Annotated in this window: 15 protein-coding genes; 6 read left to right on the forward strand and 9 right to left on the reverse strand. The window is 71.6% G+C overall.

Annotated features, from left to right (window positions below; translation table 11 throughout):
- Positions 1-20: 20 nt before the first annotated feature.
- The 4 genes from ACGF0J_RS32095 to ACGF0J_RS32110 all read right to left on the reverse strand — a co-directional run bounded on the left by ACGF0J_RS32095 (position 21) and on the right by ACGF0J_RS32110 (position 3,083).
- Complete coding sequence (locus tag ACGF0J_RS32095; RefSeq protein ID WP_393151891.1) at positions 21-893, reverse strand: hypothetical protein; 873 nt, start codon at positions 891-893, stop codon at positions 21-23.
- Complete coding sequence (locus tag ACGF0J_RS32100; protein WP_393151893.1) at positions 890-1,441, reverse strand: RNA polymerase sigma factor; 552 nt, start codon at positions 1,439-1,441, stop codon at positions 890-892. Before ACGF0J_RS32100 ends, ACGF0J_RS32095 begins: the two co-directional genes overlap by 4 nt.
- Positions 1,442-1,653: 212 nt before the next feature.
- Positions 1,654-2,001 (reverse strand): hypothetical protein, encoded by a 348-nt coding sequence (locus ACGF0J_RS32105; RefSeq protein WP_393151895.1) that lies wholly within the window; start codon positions 1,999-2,001, stop codon positions 1,654-1,656.
- Positions 2,002-2,165: 164 nt separating this feature from the next.
- Positions 2,166-3,083 (reverse strand): NBR1-Ig-like domain-containing protein, encoded by a 918-nt coding sequence (locus ACGF0J_RS32110; protein ID WP_393151897.1) that lies wholly within the window; start codon positions 3,081-3,083, stop codon positions 2,166-2,168.
- A 268-nt stretch (positions 3,084-3,351) separates the two neighbouring features.
- Between ACGF0J_RS32110 and ACGF0J_RS32115 the strand changes: the two genes are divergently transcribed.
- Positions 3,352-6,540 (forward strand): S8 family serine peptidase, encoded by a 3,189-nt coding sequence (locus ACGF0J_RS32115; protein WP_393151899.1) that lies wholly within the window; start codon positions 3,352-3,354, stop codon positions 6,538-6,540.
- A 37-nt stretch (positions 6,541-6,577) separates the two neighbouring features.
- On the opposite strand, the gene ACGF0J_RS32120 is transcribed toward ACGF0J_RS32115, so the two are convergent.
- From ACGF0J_RS32120 to tdh, 3 genes are read right to left on the reverse strand one after another with little or no spacing between them, the layout of a single operon-like run.
- The gene (locus ACGF0J_RS32120; RefSeq protein WP_393151901.1) at positions 6,578-7,507 is read right to left on the reverse strand and encodes a LysR family transcriptional regulator; all 930 of its coding nucleotides are present in this window, start codon (positions 7,505-7,507) and stop codon (positions 6,578-6,580) included.
- A gap of 27 nt (positions 7,508-7,534) precedes the next feature.
- Positions 7,535-8,704, reverse strand: a complete 1,170-nt coding sequence (locus ACGF0J_RS32125) for a glycine C-acetyltransferase (protein ID WP_393151903.1) — start codon at positions 8,702-8,704, stop codon at positions 7,535-7,537.
- Positions 8,704-9,801, reverse strand: a complete 1,098-nt coding sequence (gene tdh / locus ACGF0J_RS32130; RefSeq protein WP_393151905.1) for an L-threonine 3-dehydrogenase — start codon at positions 9,799-9,801, stop codon at positions 8,704-8,706. Before tdh ends, ACGF0J_RS32125 begins: the two co-directional genes overlap by 1 nt.
- Positions 9,802-9,990: 189 nt before the next feature.
- Here tdh and ACGF0J_RS32135 point away from each other — a divergent pair, with 189 nt between their 5' ends.
- The 5 genes from ACGF0J_RS32135 (at position 9,991) to ACGF0J_RS32155 (ending at position 15,478) form a co-directional block, all read left to right on the forward strand.
- A complete protein-coding gene (locus tag ACGF0J_RS32135; protein WP_393151907.1) occupies positions 9,991-11,124 on the forward strand; it encodes an ROK family protein in 1,134 nt (377 codons plus the stop codon).
- Between the two features lie 147 nt (positions 11,125-11,271).
- The gene (locus tag ACGF0J_RS32140; protein ID WP_393151909.1) at positions 11,272-12,531 is read left to right on the forward strand and encodes an ABC transporter substrate-binding protein; all 1,260 of its coding nucleotides are present in this window, start codon (positions 11,272-11,274) and stop codon (positions 12,529-12,531) included.
- Positions 12,528-13,466, forward strand: a complete 939-nt coding sequence (locus tag ACGF0J_RS32145) for a carbohydrate ABC transporter permease (RefSeq protein WP_393151911.1) — start codon at positions 12,528-12,530, stop codon at positions 13,464-13,466. Before ACGF0J_RS32140 ends, ACGF0J_RS32145 begins: the two co-directional genes overlap by 4 nt.
- Positions 13,459-14,271 carry a carbohydrate ABC transporter permease gene (locus ACGF0J_RS32150; protein WP_393151913.1) on the forward strand — a complete coding sequence of 271 codons (813 nt, stop codon included), beginning with the start codon at positions 13,459-13,461 and terminating at the stop codon, positions 14,269-14,271. The genes ACGF0J_RS32145 and ACGF0J_RS32150 overlap by 8 nt, the downstream gene beginning before the upstream one ends.
- Before the next feature lie 34 nt (positions 14,272-14,305).
- Complete coding sequence (locus tag ACGF0J_RS32155) at positions 14,306-15,478, forward strand: Gfo/Idh/MocA family protein (protein WP_393151915.1); 1,173 nt, start codon at positions 14,306-14,308, stop codon at positions 15,476-15,478.
- 7 nt (positions 15,479-15,485) lie between these two features.
- On the opposite strand, the gene ACGF0J_RS32160 is transcribed toward ACGF0J_RS32155, so the two are convergent.
- Entirely contained in the window at positions 15,486-16,685 is a 1,200-nt protein-coding gene (locus ACGF0J_RS32160) for a hypothetical protein (protein ID WP_393151917.1), read from the reverse strand.
- Complete coding sequence (locus tag ACGF0J_RS32165) at positions 16,685-17,182, reverse strand: SigE family RNA polymerase sigma factor (RefSeq protein ID WP_393151919.1); 498 nt, start codon at positions 17,180-17,182, stop codon at positions 16,685-16,687. The genes ACGF0J_RS32160 and ACGF0J_RS32165 overlap by 1 nt, the downstream gene beginning before the upstream one ends.
- Positions 17,183-17,455 lie beyond the last annotated feature (273 nt).

Consider the following 17,455-nt stretch of genomic DNA (forward strand, 5'->3'; position numbering starts at 1 on the left):
GAGGCCCGCCGACGGCCGGTTCAGGAGCCCTGGGGAGCGGCGCAGTTGCGCAGGCCGCCGGCGTCGGACTCCTCAGGCTGCTCGCTCACGTTCAGGTTCGCCTTGCCGGGCGCGCGCAGGTAGCCGCCGTTGACGTACCAGGAGTCCGGCACCGATGTCCGCGACGCGGCCTCCTCGTCGATGTAGGGGTTCGTGTCCCTGAACTCGTGGACGGCGAGCCCGCGCTGCGCCAGCAGCTCCCGCACCTCGGCCACGGTCCTGCCGCGGAACGCCACGCAGTGCATGGGCTCACCGAGGGCGTCGAACGAGGTGACGTTCGCGTACTCCTCCCCGGGCGCGGCCTCGCGCCCGAGGGTGATCTCGGCCGGTCCCTGGAAGCCCACGGGGACCTTCACGCCGATCGGGCAGCCGCCCATCTTCTCGCAGGCGCCCGGCTGGTCGATGGTCTTGATCTCGTCGAGGTACCGGTGGTCGGTGGGCGAGGTGGGGAAGATGGAGCCCACCATCGACGGGGTCGAGGGGGTGAGCCTGAGCGTCACGTCCAGCCCCACGCCCCGGAGTTGCTCCTGGTAGCGGTCGGGGCCGGCGTACAGGTCCTTGACCTCGACGACGTAGTAACCGTTCTCCTCCCTGATGTCGAGCGCCGCGGCGGGGCCGGGGCCGAAACCGGGTCCGGTCGGCAGCAGCCAGCTCAGCGCGACGAACGCGGCGGTGGCCAGGGCGACGCCCGGCAGCGCCAGCCGCAGGACCGGCCTCCTTCTCCGCGCGGGCCGGGGAGCGGGGGCGGGCTCGGCCGTGATGATCTCGCGCATCAGCGCGTGGGCCCCCTCGGTCATGCCGGGGCCGGGGCCTGGGTCGAGATGGGCGACGACGCGGTCGACGTCGGTGTTCATGAGTTTCCCTCCGCGAGAGCCACGGCGCGCATGCCGTACGTGGTGAGGTCGAGGTGACTGGCGGCCAGTTCCCGGGCGAGCCGCTTGCGGGCCCGGTGCAGGCGCAGGCGCACCGCGCCGCGCGAGCAGCCGAGCACCCGGGCGATCTCGGGGGTGGAGAGCCCTTCCCAGCCGACCAGCGACAGCAGTTCCCTGTCCTGGGGTGACAGCCGTCTGAACGCCCGGTGGGCGGCGTCCCGGTCGGGGTCGGCGACCGGGACGGCCGAGGTGGCCAGCTCTTCGCGCAGCCGTACGGCCAGCGCGGAGCGGCGCTCCTCGGAACGGTAGTGGTTGGCGAGGGTGCGCCGGGCCACGCCGTAGAGCCACAGCCGGGCCTCGTCGCCGGCGGGGACGTCGTCCAGGCGGCGCCAGGCCGTCGTGAACGTCTCGGCGATCACGTCGGCGATGTCGTCCGGGGCGTCGGTCCGCCGCCTGACGTAGGCGGCGACGGCCGGATAGTGCGCCAGGTAGATCGTCTCGAAACGCTGCTCCGGTCCCGGTGGCCCCATGTCATCTTCTTTCGGATAAGTGGACACATCCGAGCAGATGTCCGGCTATGACGGTGTGTTTCAGGGGTGACCGCGAATGAAGGCCGGAAACAGCACATGCACCATCCCTGCCCGGCGCCCCCGTCCGGGCAGGGATGGTGCATGTGGGGGAGGGGCCGGCCGTCACGCCGGCAAGTGGCTCGTGCGGAGGAACGGGGGCGGACCGAGCGGGGTCAGCCGATGTGGAAGGCGGGGTTGCGGGCCTTGAACGTGCATTCGCCCACGAACTTCACCGTCTTGCCGGGCTTGACGCTCTTCCAGCCGGTGCTGTGCTGCTTGGACCCGTTACCGATCATGTTCTTGCACCAGTACACGAGGCGCGCCTTGCCGGCCTTGTTGCCGTTGTTCCAGCACTTGCCCCAGACCGTGGTGTCGCCGGTCCCGGGGGCGTTGCAGACGACCCTCGCCGCGGCCTGGGTGGACGCCGTCGAAACGGCGGCCTGTGCCATGCCGCCGCCGACCGTCATCAGCACGGAAACCGCGCCGGCCGCGATCGCCAGTGAGCGGGTCACCTTGGTCACAGTGCGTTCCCTTTCGTTGGAGAGTCGGCGCACGCCGTGGCAGGAAACGGCGTGCGCCGGGACTTCGCCATCGTGGCAGCGCGCCCGGCACGGGGACAGGGATGTCCGTCCACAGGACGTCCAACGCCCTCCTGGACAACGTGTTGGACAAATGGAACGGCAGGTCAGGAGCCGACGACCCGGACGTCCAGGAACACCGGGCGCTTGAGCGGAAACAACACCCTGCCCTGCGCGTCGGTCATCTTGTAGTAGATCCGGCACTTCCCCGGCTTGCCGGGAGCCCGTACCCGGACCGAGAGATCCACGGTGTGGCCGGGCGCGGTCGGCGGGATGGCGACCGTCTCGGGCGACTTGCACGGCGCGGAATTCACGCGCGCCAGCAGCCGGCCCTCCCAGGGGATGGTTCCGGTGTTGCGCACCCGCCAGGTCTTGGTGAACGTGGACTTCGTCCGGACCTTCGAGCCGTCCGGATAGGTGACGTCGCCGACGAACTCCGAATCGTCCCGCGGGATGACGCTCGCCGCGGTCGAGGGCGTGGGCACGGGGGCGGGCGGGGCCTGGCTCCGGTCCTCCCGCATGGCGAGATAGAGCACGGTGAGGCTGGCCGTGACGACCGCCGCCGAGGCCATGACGTAGACGAGGACCTGGCCGCGCCGGACGGTCCTCGGCGCGGCCCCGGCCTCGGCCGCCCTCCCCACCGGCTCGCCCACCGGCCCGTCCACCCGCCCGTCGCCCAGCCCGTCCACCCGCCTGTCCACCGGCTCGGTCCTGGCGCGCTCCCACAGCTCCCGCCACTCCCGCTCGGCCTCCCCGGGGTCGCGCCCCAGCCGATCGACCGCGAGCACCCGGACGAACTCCCACGTCGTCTCCCAGGTCGGCAACCGCTGCCCGCGCGCCGCGCTGGCCAGGGACGACTTCGAGGCCGCCGCGCCGAGCCGGGAGGCCATCTCCGCGTACGACGGGTCGCCCGCCTCCTGCTTCAGCCGGAGGAGCCGTGCGGCGAACGCGCCCACCGCGCCCGCGTCCGGATCGGGCCCGATCGGCTGCCGCCCCCGCCGCTTCCCCCTGTTGTCGGCCTCCACGTCCCGTTCACCTTCCGTCGCCCGGCCACCGGCAGCGCCGCCCCCCGCCGCGACGCTTCTGCGATTATCCGATGCGGCGCCGCGGGGGCGCCCGGCTCCCCGGCCCGAAATGTCCAATGTCCAGGCCGCGGCTCCGGACGAAGCATGGACGAAGATCCCGGGACGGCGGCCGGGTCTGACCCGCCGCCGAGAGAAGCGGTAACAAACCGCCGGAGCCGGACATCTCCTCGTGCACTGGAGATCTTCTCCCGTGCACGAGGAGGCACATATGCGCTTAGGCAGCGGTCTGGCGGCCGTGATCCTGGCCGGATCGGCAGGGTTCGCGGCCGTCCCGGCGCCCGCGGAGGCGGGTCCCGGTCAACCGACCGGACAGGAGGCGGAGCCCGTGCGGGCGGCGGGTGACGGGCGGTCCGGCGCGGTGACGTTGATCACCGGTGACCGGGTCGTCGTCACCCCCGCCGGCCATCGGGTGGAGCCCGGGCCCGGCAGGCAGGGGAGCTTCACCACCCGGCGCCGGGACGGCCACCTGTACGTCTACCCGTCCGACGCCCTGCCGCTGGTGGCCCGGGGCGTGCTCGACGAGCGGCTGTTCGACGTCACCCAGCTCCTGGAATGGGGGTACGGCGACGCGCAGCGGCCCGACATCCCGCTGATCGCGCAGTCGGAACAGGGGGACGTGCCCGCGCTCCGCAGCACCAGGCGGCTGTCGCACCTCGGCATGTCAGCCGTGCAGGTGCCCAAGGCAGGCGCGGCCCGCGCGTGGCAGGACCTGACCGGCGGGGCCCGGGCACTGACCACGGCGCGGACCAAGCTGTGGCTGGACGGCCGCCGCTCCTTCACCCTCGACCGGAGCGTCGGGCAGATCGGCGCGCCGCAGGCGTGGCAGCAGGGCCTGACCGGCAAGGGCGTCACCGTGGCGGTGCTCGACTCCGGCTACGACCCCGGCCATCCCGACCTCAAGGGCGTCGTCACCCACGCGCGCGACTTCACCGGTGGCGACGACGTCCGCGACCGCAACGGCCACGGCACGCACGTCGCGTCGATCGTCGCCGGCGCGGGGGAGAAGCACCGCGGTGTGGCGCCCGAGGCGAAGCTCGCCGTCGGCAAGATCGGTGACCGCTCGATCAAGGAGTCCGACATCCTCGCCGGGATGGAGTGGGCCGCGGTCGAGGTCAAGGCCAAGGTCGTCAACATGAGCATCGGCGGGCCCGACTCGATGGAGACGGACCCGGTGGAGCAGGCGGTCGGCACGCTGTCCGAGCGGACCGGCACGCTGTTCGTCGTGGCCGCCGGCAACGACGGCGGCAAGAACACGATCGGCAGCCCGGGCAGCGCCGAGGCGGCGCTCACGGTCGGCGCCGTCGACCGGGACGACAAGGTGGCCGGCTTCTCCAGCAGAGGCCCACGCGTCGGCGACCACGCGATCAAGCCGGACGTCACCGCACCCGGCGTCCAGATCACGGCCGCGGCGGCCGGCGGCACCGCCGAGGGCTCCCACGTCGCCCTGAGCGGCACCTCGATGGCCACGCCGCACGTCGCGGGGGCCGCCGCGATCCTCGCCCAGCGCCACCCCGACTGGAGCGGCCGGCGGCTCAAGGCGGCGCTCATCGGCAGCGCCGCCCCCAACGGCGACGCCACCCCGTACGAGCAGGGAGCCGGGCGCGTGGACCTGGTACGCGCCCTCGCCCAGCCGGTCGCGGCGGTGACCGGCAACGTCTGGGCCGCCTTCCCCTGGAACAGCACCGGCGACAAGTCGGCGACCAGGACCCTCACGTACGCCAACTCCGGCGACACCCCGGTCACCCTGGACCTCACCGCGGACGGCGAGGTGCTGGAGCTCGCGTCCAAGCGGCTGGAGGTGCCCGCCCGGGGGGAGGTGTCGGTCGAGCTGACGATCCGGGCGGAGGGCAAGGCCCCCGGGGACCATCCCGGCACCGTCACCGCCAGGTCCGGCGACACCGTCGTGCGTGTCCTGGCCGGCGCGTTCGTGGAACCGGAGTCCTACGACCTGACCGTCAACGCCGTCGACAGGAACGGCGCCCCCACCCTCACCTCGGGCGAGGTCTACAACCTCCGGACCGGCGACCTGCGCCTGCTGTCCTTCGACGACCGGGGGGTGGCCAGGGTCCGCCTGCCGGAGGGCGAGTGGAACCTCTACGTCGGCATGTTCGGCCGGGCGGGAAGCGCGACCGCGCACCTGCCCCTGACGATCGACGGCGCGGATCGCGAGGTGACGTTGGACACGAGGCAGGCCAGGCAGATCAGGTTCGCGGTGGACGAGCCGACCGCCGCGCGGGAGCGCGTGATGAGCGTCATGCTCGCCAACGGCTCCTGGAGCGCGGGGTCGATCAGCTTCAACGTCCCCGACGAGCAGCACTACGTCTTCCCGGTACGCCAGCCCGGCCTGCGGTACATGGCCAAGACCACCTGGCACAAGAAGGACGCCAAGCCCAGCCCGTACCGCTACGACCTGGTCGACCACCGCACCGACGGCATCCCCGAAGACCCCTCCCACACGGCTCGCACCAGCGAGCTGGTGAAGGTCGAGGCGACCTACCGCGCGCCGGGCGCCCCCGGCGAGGCCACGGCCTGGGCGGGGCCGCGGTTCCCCGGCACGTCGTGGATGGACGCGTGGACGTTCCCGAGCCCCGAGCTGGACCTGCCCGCGACCATGACGCACTACCGCACCCCCGGCTTCGCCTGGACGACGGAGGTCCAGGCCGGCGGCCACACGGTGCTCGGCAGCAGCGAGGTGCTCAGGCGGCGACCCGTCAAGGAGGTGTGGAACGCCGCCGTGACCGGCCCCGCGTTCGGTACGCCCGCCGGCGGCCGCGACGGCGACACCCTGCGCTTCACCGCCGACCGGCTCTTCACCGACGGCAGGGCCGCGCTGGCCGGCACGGACACCACCGCCACCGGGACGGTCTCCCTCGCCCGCGGCGACGAGGTCCTGGCCACGAAGGACCTCACCGCGTGCGGCTTCGGGGAGCCGGAGAAGTGCCTGCTGCGGACCCGGCTGCCGGCCGAGGCGGCGACGTACACGCTGACCGCCTCGGCGCAGCGGCAGGCGACGCTGTCCACCAAGGTCGAATCGGTCTGGACGTTCCGGTCACAGCGGGCGGCCGAACCCCGGCCGCTGCCTCTGACGGCCGTCCGCTACGCCCCCGAAGGCCTGGACGACCACAACCGCGCCAAGCCCGGCGCCACCACGCGCATCCCGATCCGGGTGCAGCGCAATCCCGGAGCCGCGGAGGCGAAGGTGAGGTCCCTCACCCTGGAGGCGTCGTTCGACGACGGGGCGAGCTGGAACCGGGTACGGCTGACCCGCTCACACCACGGTTGGACGGCACAGCTCACCAACCCCGCCGCCGGGTTCGTCTCGCTGCGCGCCACCGCCGTCGACGGCGCGGGCGACCGCGTGACGCAGACCGTCACCCGGGCGTACGCCATCGGATGACGGTTACGGGTGACGGCCTATCGCGGGGGCGGGGCCGTCACCCCTCACCGCACCCTTCACCGAGGTCCGCCGCGACGCCGCCCAGGGTGTCGAGCAGCGGGACGAGCAGAGGATGCGCGTCGGCGCCGCGGCGGACGGCCGCGAAGACCCGCCGTTCCGGGCCGGGCGCGGGCCGGACGACGACGCCGGACAGCGCCATGTCACGCAGCGCCAGCCGTGGCACCAGCGCCACCCCCGCGCCCGCCGCCACCAGCGCGGCCACCGCCCGGAAGTCGTCCGAGCAGTGCGCGAAGCGCGGGGAGAAGCCCGCCTGCTCGCAGGCGAAGGCGATCACGTCGTGCACCGGGTTGCCCGGGTAGGGGCCGATCCACGTCTCACCGCCCAGGTCCGCGAGCGTGACCGCCCGGCCGTCTCCCGCCGCGGCGAGCGGGTGGTCGTGCGGGAGGACCAGGTCGAACGGCTCGGCGTAGAGGGGAAGCAGGGACAGGCGCCGGTCGGTGACGTCGGGGGCGCCGCGGTACTCGACCGCGACCGTCAGGTCCGCCTCGCCGTCCAGCAGCATGAGCAGGCCCTGGTCGCCCTCCGCGTCGCGGACCCGCACCTGCAGGCCGGGCGCCTTCGCGCGGAGCACGGTCATCGCGGGGGACAGCACGGCGCTGATCGCCGTCGCGAAGCAGGCGACGGTCACCTCGCCCGCCGAGCCGGTCGCGTACGCGGCCACCTCGGCCTCGGCGCGTTCGAGCTGGGCGAGCACCTCGTTGGCGTGGCCGAGCATGATCTTGCCCACGGCGGTGAGGCGGACGCCGCGCCCGTCGCGGGTGAACAGCTTGTGGCCCACCTCGTGTTCGAGCGCGACGAGCTGCTGCGACACGGCGGACGGCGTCAGGTGCAGGGCGGCGGCCGCGGCGGTGACCGTGCCGTGGTCGGCCACCGCCCGCAGCGTGCGCAGGCGCCGCGTGTCTATCACCTGGCGAGGATATCGGCGGCCGGCGGGTCAGCCGCGCGCCTGGACGAAGGCCGCCACCGCGCGGTCCACGTCCTCGGCGGAGTGGGCCGCCGAGAGCTGCACCCGGATCCGGGCCTGCCCGTGCGGCACCACCGGGTAGGAGAAGCCGATCACGTAGATGCCGAGGTCGAGCAGCCGGTCGGCCATGGCCGCCGCCTGCGCCGCGTCGCCGATCATGACGGGCACGATCGGGTGGTCACCCGGCAGGATGTCGAAACCGGCGCGCGCCATCTCGCCGCGGAAGCGGGCCGTGTTGGACCGGAGCTGTTCGCGTGCCTCGCCGGAGGTCTCCAGCAGGTCGAGGATGCGCAGCGAAGCGGCGGCGATCACGGGGGCCAGGGAGTTGGAGAACAGGTAGGGCCGCGAGCGCTGGCGCAGCAGCTCGCAGATCTCCTTGCGGCCGGAGACGTAGCCGCCGCTGGCGCCGCCGAGCGCCTTGCCGAGCGTGCCGGTGATGATGTCGATCCGGTCGGTCACGCCGTGCAGCTCGGGCGTGCCCCGGCCGGTCGGGCCGACGAAGCCGACCGCGTGGGAGTCGTCCACCATGACCATCGCGTCGTAGCGGTCGGCCAGGTCGCAGATCTCCGGCAGCGGCGCGAGGTAGCCGTCCATGGAGAACACGCCGTCGGTGACGATCAGCCTGCGCCGCGCGTCGCCGGCCTCCTTGAGCCGGGCCTCCAGCTCGGCCATGTCGCGGTTGGCGTAGCGCAGCCGCCGCGCCTTGGACAGGCGGATGCCGTCGATGATGCTGGCGTGGTTGAGCGCGTCGGAGATCACCGCGTCCTGGGCGTCGAGCAGCGTCTCGAACACGCCGCCGTTCGCGTCGAAGCACGAGCTGTACAGGACGGTGTCCTCCATGCCGAGGAACTCCGACAGGCGGGCCTCCAGCTCCTTGTGCACCTGCTGGGTGCCGCAGATGAAGCGGACCGAGGCCATGCCGAAGCCCCACCGGTCGAGCGCCTCCTTGGCGGCTTCGACGACGGCCGGATGGTCGGCCAGGCCGAGGTAGTTGTTGGCGCAGAAGTTCAGCACCTCGTGCCCGGCCACGCTCACGCTGGAGCTCTGCGGAGTGGTGATCACCCGCTCGGGCTTGAGCAGCCCCGCCTCGGTGATCTCGTCGAGCGTCGTACGCAGCTGCTCGCGCACGTTCGTGAACATCAAGCGCTCCTGTCCATGGTCGCGGCCGCTTCGGCCGGCGTCGGCTCGTGCGTCGCTCTGTCCGGCCGAGCTCCGCTCCAGTCCAATATGACCTTGCCCGTGCGGCCGCTCGCCGCCGTGTCGAAGGCGGCGTCGAAGTCGTGGTAGGCGAACCGGTCGGTGATCACCGGGGACAGGTCGAGCCCCTTCTCCAGCAGGACCGACATGTTGTACCAGGTCTCGAACATCTCGCGGCCGTAGACGCCCTTGATGGTGATCATCGAGGTGACGACCGTGGACCAGTCGACCGCGAACTCCTCGGCGGGCAGGCCGAGCATGGCGATCTTCCCGCCGTGGGTCATGTTGGCGATCATGTCGCGCATGGCCTGCGGGCTGCCCGACATCTCCAGGCCGACGTCGAAGCCCTCGCGCATGCCGAGCCGTCGCATGCCGTCGGCGACCGAGCCGCGCCGCACGTTGAGCGCGAGGGTGACGCCCAGCTTGGCGGCGAGGTCGAGCCGTTCGTCGCTCACGTCGGTGATCACGACGTTGCGGGCGCCCACGTGGGTGGCCACGGCCGCGGCCATCAGGCCGATCGGGCCGGCCCCGGTGATCAGCACGTCCTCGCCGACGAGGGGGAACGACAGGGCGGTGTGCACGGCGTTGCCGAACGGGTCGAAGACGGCCGCCACGTCGGGATCGACGGGGGTGCGGTGCACCCAGACGTTGGCGGCGGGCAGCGTGACGTACTCGGCGAACGCCCCGTCACGGTGCACGCCGAGGCCGACGGTGTTGCGGCACAGGTGGCGGCGGCCGGCCATGCAGTTGCGGCAGGTGCCGCAGACGATGTGGCCCTCGCCGCTCACCAGGTCACCGACGGCGACGTTCGCCACTCCGGGGGCGACCTCGACGACCTCGCCGCTGAACTCGTGGCCGACGATGAGGGGAAGTTTCAGCGTGTGCCGCGCCCAGTCGTCGAACTTGCGGATGTGCAGGTCGGTGCCGCAGATCCCGGTGCGCAGAACCCTGATCAGCACCTCGCCCGGCCCCGGCGTGGGCTCCGGGACGTCGACCAACCAGAGGCCCGCCTCGGGCCTCTCCTTGACCAGCGCTTTCATGGCCTCACTCCCCCTCGTCGAACCTTACGCACTGTGCCCGGTCCCGTTGAGGCATGTCCATCGAGGGATTCTTAAGTGCCCCCACAGCTCGGCTTCACGCCGGATGCCGGCGTGGCGTCGTCCCCAGATTAAGCAACAGGGTTTCGTTAAGTAGGATGACAGGACCTGATCGTCTCCCTGGAGGTTTCGGTGCGACAGCAGAGCGGCGACGCCTCCCTTCTGCGCAGGCTCAACTCCGCCGCGATCCTGCGCATCCTGCGGGAGGCCGAGGTGGCCACGTTGAGCGAGCTGGCCCGGGCCGCCCGGGTCTCCAGGCCGACGGCCGAGGTGATCGTCGAGGACCTGCTCGCGGAGGGCTGGGCCGAGGAGTGCGGCGAGGAGCCCGGCGACCGGCAGCGCGGCAGGCCCGCCAAGCGGTTCAGGTTCCGGGCGTCGGCCGGGCACGTCGTGGGCGTGGGCATCGGGGGGTCGAACCTGCGGGCCATGGTGGCCGACCTCAACGGCACGGTGGTGGCCGCCCACCGGGTGCCCGCTCCCGTGGACCTGCCCGTCGGCGACCGGCTCGACGCGGTCGCCGGCCTGGTCGCGACGGTCGCGGAGCGGGCGGGCGTGGACGTGGCCGGCCTGGCCGCCGTCGGGGTGGGCACGACCGGCGTGGTGGACGGCGCGGGCCGGGTGGTCAAGAGCGTCATCCTGCCCGGCTGGACCGGTCTCGACCTGCAGGGTGAGCTGGGCCGGCGGCTCGCGCCGCCCGTGCTGGTGGAGAACGACATGCGCCTGGCCCTGCTCGCCGAGCACTGGCGCGGTGAGGCGCGGGGCCACGACGACGTGGTCTATCTCTTCACCGGGCGCCGGCTCGGCCTGGCCCTGCTGGTCGGCGGCCGGCTGCACCGGGGCGCCCACGCCGCCGCCGGTGAGATCGGGCAGCAGGCGCGCGACCACTGGCAGGCCTTCAAGCACGTCACCGACTACGCGATGGCGGCCGAGCCGGGCGAGCTGCGCTCGCACCAGCAGGCCGCCAGGTTCGCCGTCGAACGGGCGCGCGGCGGTGACGGGCGGGCGCTGGCGGCGGTCACGGCGTTCGCCCGCCACCTGGGCGAGGGGCTGCTGACCCTGGTGAACCCGCTGGACCCCGAGGTGGTGGTGCTCGGGGGCAGCATGGCGGGGGCCGGCGAGCTGCTGGTCGCCCCGATCCAGGCGTACTTCGACGAGGTGTGCCTCTATCCGCCGAAGGTGGTCCCGTCCGCCCTGGGCAGCGACTGCGTCGCGCTCGGCGCTGTCCGGTGGGCCCTGGACCGGGCCGACAGCCTGCTCTTTTCGTAGCTCACTTCGATTAATTTGTCACGGAGACATCACGGTCATGTCGCGTGCGTGCATCTTCTGCATGATCGTGCTCGATTATCTCTAGTTGTTTTCATAAATGAGCGCTACCTTCCAGTCACTCGCACAAACCCGACAGATGGGGACGACATGACAGGCAAGGTGTGGGCGCTGGTGTGCGCCGGTGCGCTCGTGGCGGGACTCGCGGGATGCTCCTCGTCTGACGGGGCCGACTCCGGCGGCAAGGTCACGCTGACGTACGCGTACTGGGACGAGGAGAACCAGGGCGCGGCCATGCGCAAGATCACCGAGGAGTTCACCAAGGCGCACCCGGACATCGAGGTCAAGCTCCAGTTCACCCCGAACAAGGAGTACTGGACCAAGCTGCAGACCGCCGCCGCCGGAGGCACCGCCCCCGACGTCTTCTGGATGAACGGCCCGCGCATCGGCCTCTACGCCTCCCAGGGCGCGCTGCTGCCGCTCTCCGACCGGATCGCCGAGGACAAGCTGGACCTCGGCAAGTACCCGAAGTCGCTGGTCGACCTCTACACCCTCGACGGCAAGCAGTACGGCATCCCCAAGGACTTCGACACCATCGGCCTCTGGTACAACAAGGACCTCTTCGACGCCGCCGGAGTGAAGTACCCCGACGCCTCCTGGACCTGGGACGACGTGCGCGACGCGGCCAAGCGGTTGACCGACCCCGCCAAGGGCGTCCACGGCATCGGCGCGATGGCCTGGTCGCAGGAGCTGTACTACAACACGATCTTCCAGGCCGGCGGGCACGTCATCTCCGACGACAAGAAGAAGTCCGGCTTCGACGACCCGGCCACCATCGAAGGCCTGAAGTTCTGGAAGGACCTCCTCGACCGCAAGCTGTCGCCCACGGTCCAGCAGATGACCGACAACGACCCCATCGAGATGTTCAAGAGCGGCAAGCTCGCCATGTGGTACGACGGCTCCTACGACGCCGCCCAGTACAACAAGACCGAAGGCCTGAACGCCGACGTCGCCCCGCTGCCCGCCGGCCCCAAGGGCAAGGCCACCGTCATCCACGGCCTGGCCAACGTCATCTACGCCAAGACCAAGCACCCCGAGCAGGCGTGGGAGTTCCTCAAGTTCCTCGGCTCCGAGCAGGCCAACCGCATCCAGGCCGAGTCCGGAGCCGTCATCCCGGCCTACGAGGGCCTGCAGGACTCCTGGGTCAAGTCGATGCCCAAGCTGAACCTCCAGGCGTTCATCGACCAGCTTCCCGACGCCCGGCCGTACCCCGTCTCGAAGAACACCGCCGCCTGGGCGCGGCCCGAGACCGACGCGATCACCAAGGCGTTCTCCGACGGGCAGGACGTGGAGGCGATCGCCCGCGAGTTCGCGGCCACCATGAACGCGGCCCTGTCGCAGGAGAAGTGAGCACCCTCGGAAGGGCGGTCGCCGGCGAGGCGGCCGCCCGCCCCGTCACCCGCCGCAGGTTGCGCGACCGCGACTGGGTCTGGGGCTACGCGATGATCGCGCCGCTCGTGCTCGGCCTCGGCCTGTTCTACCTGTGGCCGGTCGCCCAGTCGATCTACTACAGCTTCACCGAATGGACGCTGTTCGGCGACGCCACCTGGGTCGGCCTGCGCAACTACGCGGAGGTCCTCACCGACCCCGCCAACGCCAGGGCGCTGCGCAACACCTTCGTCTACGGCGGGCTGAGCCTGCTCGGCATCCCGCTGTCCATCGCCGTGGCCGCGCTGCTCGGCACCCGGGGGCTGAAGCTGGTCTCGCTCTACCGGACCCTGTACTTCCTGCCCGTCGTCACCATGCCGGCCGCCGTCGCGATGATCTGGACCTGGCTCTACAACGGCGACTACGGACTGGTCAACTACCTGCTCTCCCTCGTCGGCATCCAGGGCACCTCGTGGATCGCGAACCCGTCCACCGCCCTGTACGCGCTCGTCGCCGTCGGCGTGTGGACACAGATCGGCTACAACGCCGTGATCTTCATGGCCGGGCTGCAGGCCATCCCACGCCACCTGTACGAGGCGGCCTCGATCGACGGGGCCGGACGGGTCAGGCAGTTCTTCCGGGTCACACTGCCCCTGCTGTCGCCCAGCGTGTTCTTCGTGTCCGTGCTCAGCGTGATCAACGGCCTGCAGATGTTCGACCTGGTCTACCTGATGCTGCGCCGCGGCAACCCGGCCCGGGAGGAGACGCAGACCATCGTCTCGCTGTTCTTCTCCCGCGCCTTCGAGGAGGGCGCCAAGGGGTACGCGGCGGCGATGGCCGTCGTGCTCATGGCCATCACCCTGCTGCTGACCGTCGTCCAGTTCCGGGTCCAGAAGAGGTGGGTGCACTATGCGTAGCGGCCGGCTGTGGCCCGTCCACCTCGTGCTCGCGGTCGGCGCGGCCGCCATGGTGATGCCGTTCTTCTGGCAGGTGCTCACCTCGCTGAAGACCTTCACCGAGGCGACCAGGACGCCGCCCGTGTGGATCCCGTCGTTCGAGTGGTCCAACTTCACCAAGGTCCTCGACGAGACGCCGTTCCTGCAGCAGTTCGGCAACACCGTCGTGATGACCGCCGGGCGGACGCTGGCCCAGCTCCTGTTCTGCTCCCTGGCGGCCTACGCCTTCGCGCGGCTGCGCTTCCCCGGCCGGGACGTGCTCTTCGTCGCGCTGCTGTCGGTGCTCATGGTGCCGGGCCAGCTCTTCCTCATCCCGCAGTACCAGATCGTGCAGAGCCTCGGCTGGCTCAACACCCTGCCCGGGCTGATCGCGCCCGGCATGTTCAGCGCGTTCGGCACGTTCATGATGCGGCAGTTCTTCATGACGCTGCCCGCCGAGGTCGAGGAGGCCGCCCGGCTGGACGGCGCCAACCCGCTGCGCGTCTTCTGGAGCGTGATGCTGCCGCTGGCCAGGCCCGGGCTGATGGCGCTCGGCGTGCTGACCGTCCTGTGGTCGTGGAACGACCTCATGTGGCCGCTCATCGTCAACACCGACCCCGAAAGCATGCCGCTGTCGGCCGGCCTGTCCGCCCTGCAGGGCGAGCACATGACGGACTACCCGGTGCTGATGGCCGGCTCGCTGATGGCCAGCGCGCCCATCGTCGTGCTCTTCATCGTCATGCAGCGCCAACTCATCGAAGGCATCGCCTTCACCGGCTCGAAGTAGGGTCCGTATCCGGACCCCCCGAGAAAGGACGCACGTGGAAGACCTGCGGATCGGAGTCGTCGGCCTCGGCCTGCGCGCCAGCCTCGCCCTGGCCGCGCACCGGCCCGGCCGGGGCGCCGTGGTGGCCGCGCTGTGCGACAGCGACCCGGCGGCGCTCAAGGCGCAGGCCGGCCGGTTCGAGGCGGAGTTCGTCACCGACGACCACCGCCGCCTGCTGGAACGCGACGACCTCGACGCCGTCATCGTGCTGACGCCCGACGACACGCACGAGCGCCTCGCCGTCGACTTCCTCGACGCCGGCAAGGCCGTCTACCTGGAAAAGCCCCTCGCCATCACGGTCGAGGGGTGCGACCGGGTGCTGCGCGCCGCCCGCCGTACCGGGACCAGGCTGTACGTCGGGCACAACATGCGGCACATGGGCGTCGTCCGGCTGATGCGCGACATCGTCCAGCGGGGCGACATCGGCGAGCCCAAGACCGTCTGGGTCCGCCACTTCGTCTCCTACGGCGGCGACTACTACTTCAAGGACTGGCACGCCGACCGCACCCGCACCACCGGCCTGCTGCTGCAGAAGGCCGCGCACGACCTCGACGTGATCCACTGGCTGGCCGGCGGCTACACCAGCCGCGTCAACGCCTTCGGCGACCTGATGCTCTACGGCGACCTGCCGCGCCGCGAGCCCGGCACGCAGCGGCCCGAAGGGTGGCTGCGCGAGTTCGACTGGCCGCCCGCCAGCCGCACCGGCCTGCACCACGTCGTGGACGTCGAGGACGTGTCGGTGATGAACATGCGCCTCGACAACGGCGTCATCGCCGCCTACCAGCAGTGCCACTTCACGCCCGACTACGTGCGCAACTACACGGTGATCGGCACCGAGGGGCGGCTGGAGAACTTCGGCGACCGCCCCGGCGACACCGTCAGGGTGTGGAACACCGGCCCCACCGACTACCGCCCCGACGCCGACGTCACCTACCGGGTGCCCGACGCCCAGGGCGGCCATGGCGGCGCGGACACGGCCATCATCACCGAATGGCTCCGGTTCGTCCGGGAGGGCGGGACGACCGACACCTCGCCGGTCGCCGCCCGGATGAGCGTCGCCGCCGGCTACATGGCCACGATGTCGCTGCGCGACGGCGGCATGCCGTACGACGTCCCGCCCCTCGCCCCCGACCTGGCCGCCTACTTCGACCGCGGCCAGGTGGGTTGAGGGCCGGTCAGCGGATCCTGGACAGATCGATGACCACGTACTGGTCGCCGCGCTCGTAGGCGACCAACCGGCCGTCGCCGAGGCCCGGCTGGACACTGATCGACCGCCCCTCGCCGTCCCTCCGCAACCCCAGGTCGGCCGACCTGCCGGTGGCCAGGTCGAGCAGGGTCTGGCCGCCGGAGGGCGGGGGGAGGGGGGCGGTCATGAATCGGTCGGCGGCCAGCCCCAGCGGGGAGTCGGGCAGGTCCCGCTCGCCGGAGCCGTCCCGCAGCCGGTAGAAGGGCCGCCCCTCGGGGCCACGGCCGACACAGGTCGTCACCCCGCACCGGACGTCCCGCTCGCCCGGCCGCACCACCGCCCGGCTCGTCTCCCCGGTCTCGGCGTTGAGCAGCTCCTCGAAGCTCGTCTCGCCGTCCGGCGTGTAGTCGCCGGGCGTTCCCACCCACGGCCAGCGCAGGATGTGGTGCCGGTCGGCGCCCGCGACGGGCGTCACGCTCCCGCCCCCGAGGGGAAGCGTGAAGACACCGCCCTCCAACAGCGAGAAGGCGATCCGGTCACCCGCCACGGCCAGCGCGTCGCCGCGCCCCCTGACCGCCCGGTCCGTGGCCACGGCGGCGGGCTCGCCGCCCTCGACGGGCACCGACCAGAAGCGAGTGCGCCCCTCCTCGATCGTCTGCCAGAAGATCCGCCCAGCGCCGACCGCGAAGCCGGACGCGAAGACTCCCTTCGGGGTGCGGATGGCGGTGATCCTGCGCACCTTGCCGGTCTCCAGGTCGTAGGCGTACAGGGCGTCGGCCTTCTCGTGGCTCTCCCACGTCTCCAGCAGCAGGGTCCGATCGTCGAGGAAGATCTTCGGCCGGCCCTTGCGCCCGCCGGGCAGCTTGACCGGGACCTTCCAGACCGCCTCCGGCCAGACCCGCTCCACGAGATCGGGGCGCTCGACGGAGGCGGTCGCCGTTGTCGCGGGCGTCGCGGGCGTCGCGGGCGGGTGCGCGGCGGTGTCGGGCCCCTCCCCGGCGCGTACCGTCACCCCGGTCCCGCCGACGACGAGCACCACGGCGGCTGCCGCGAGCAGGCCACGCCCACGCGCGCGCCGCCGCCGCGACCGGGTCACGATGCGCGCCGGAAACCCGCTCGGCGCACGCGGCGCGCGTTCGGCGGCCCGGCTGAGGAGCTGGTGCAGGTCGTCTTCCAGTTCCCTGGTCATCACACGCTCCCCTGGGTGTAGGTCCGGTCGGCGATCGCGGAGCGCAGCCTGCTCAGCCCGAGCGAGGCGTGACTGCGCACGGTCCCGTGGGAGATCTTGAGCACACCCGCGATCTCGGAGTCGGTGAGCTGCTCGTAGTAGCGCAGCACGAGCACCGTCCGCTGGCGGCGCGGCAGCTCGGCGAGCGCCTGCCACAGGCCCTGCTCGCCGTCGGACGGCCGCGTGTCCAGGTGCGAGGTCTCCGGCAGGTCCCAGACCAGCCGCTCGCGACGGCGCCGCCGCCAGACGCTGATGTGCAGCCGCGCCATGATCATCCTGGTGTAGCTTTCCGGATCGTCCTTCCGTCGCACCCGTGCCCAGGCCCGGTGCAGCCTGATCAGCGCCTCCTGGGTCAGATCGGCCGCGTCGTGGGCGTTGCCGCTGAGCACATAGCCGTAGCGCAGCAGCGCATCGGCCCGCTCGGCGACGAACTCCGCGAAGCGGGAGTCATCATCCACGTGACTTCGCCTTTCCTCGTCTCATCACCACCCAGACGCGAGAGGCGCCCCGTTTGTTGAACCGAAGGTTGATCCGTTGAAGTTGGTACTCCAGTACTGGAAATGGCGTTGTAGGTGTGCAACACTGTTGCAGGATTAGAACATGGTAGGTCGAGGAAGACACCAGTACAACGAGATCAACGCGGCCTTCAGGAGGGTGCGCGAGATCCCGACGTTGACAGTGGTCGAAAGCCGCAACGGACATCGGTGGGGCTGGGTGCGATGCATATGCGG

Origin of the sequence: Nonomuraea sp. NPDC047897, assembly GCF_043204415.1 — a bacterium.
Lineage (GTDB): Bacteria > Actinomycetota > Actinomycetes > Streptosporangiales > Streptosporangiaceae > Nonomuraea.

Coding starts and splice junctions, on each gene's coding strand:
- ACGF0J_RS32125 (WP_393151903.1), bottom strand. CDS start 8,704: ATGTTCACGAACGTGCGCGAGCAGCTGCGTACGACGCTCGACGAGATC.
- ACGF0J_RS32140 (WP_393151909.1), top strand. CDS start 11,272: ATGACAGGCAAGGTGTGGGCGCTGGTGTGCGCCGGTGCGCTCGTGGCG.
- ACGF0J_RS32100 (WP_393151893.1), bottom strand. CDS start 1,441: ATGGGGCCACCGGGACCGGAGCAGCGTTTCGAGACGATCTACCTGGCG.
- tdh (WP_393151905.1), bottom strand. CDS start 9,801: ATGAAAGCGCTGGTCAAGGAGAGGCCCGAGGCGGGCCTCTGGTTGGTC.
- ACGF0J_RS32150 (WP_393151913.1), top strand. CDS start 13,459: ATGCGTAGCGGCCGGCTGTGGCCCGTCCACCTCGTGCTCGCGGTCGGC.
- ACGF0J_RS32160 (WP_393151917.1), bottom strand. CDS start 16,685: ATGACCAGGGAACTGGAAGACGACCTGCACCAGCTCCTCAGCCGGGCC.
- ACGF0J_RS32115 (WP_393151899.1), top strand. CDS start 3,352: ATGCGCTTAGGCAGCGGTCTGGCGGCCGTGATCCTGGCCGGATCGGCA.
- ACGF0J_RS32095 (WP_393151891.1), bottom strand. CDS start 893: ATGAACACCGACGTCGACCGCGTCGTCGCCCATCTCGACCCAGGCCCC.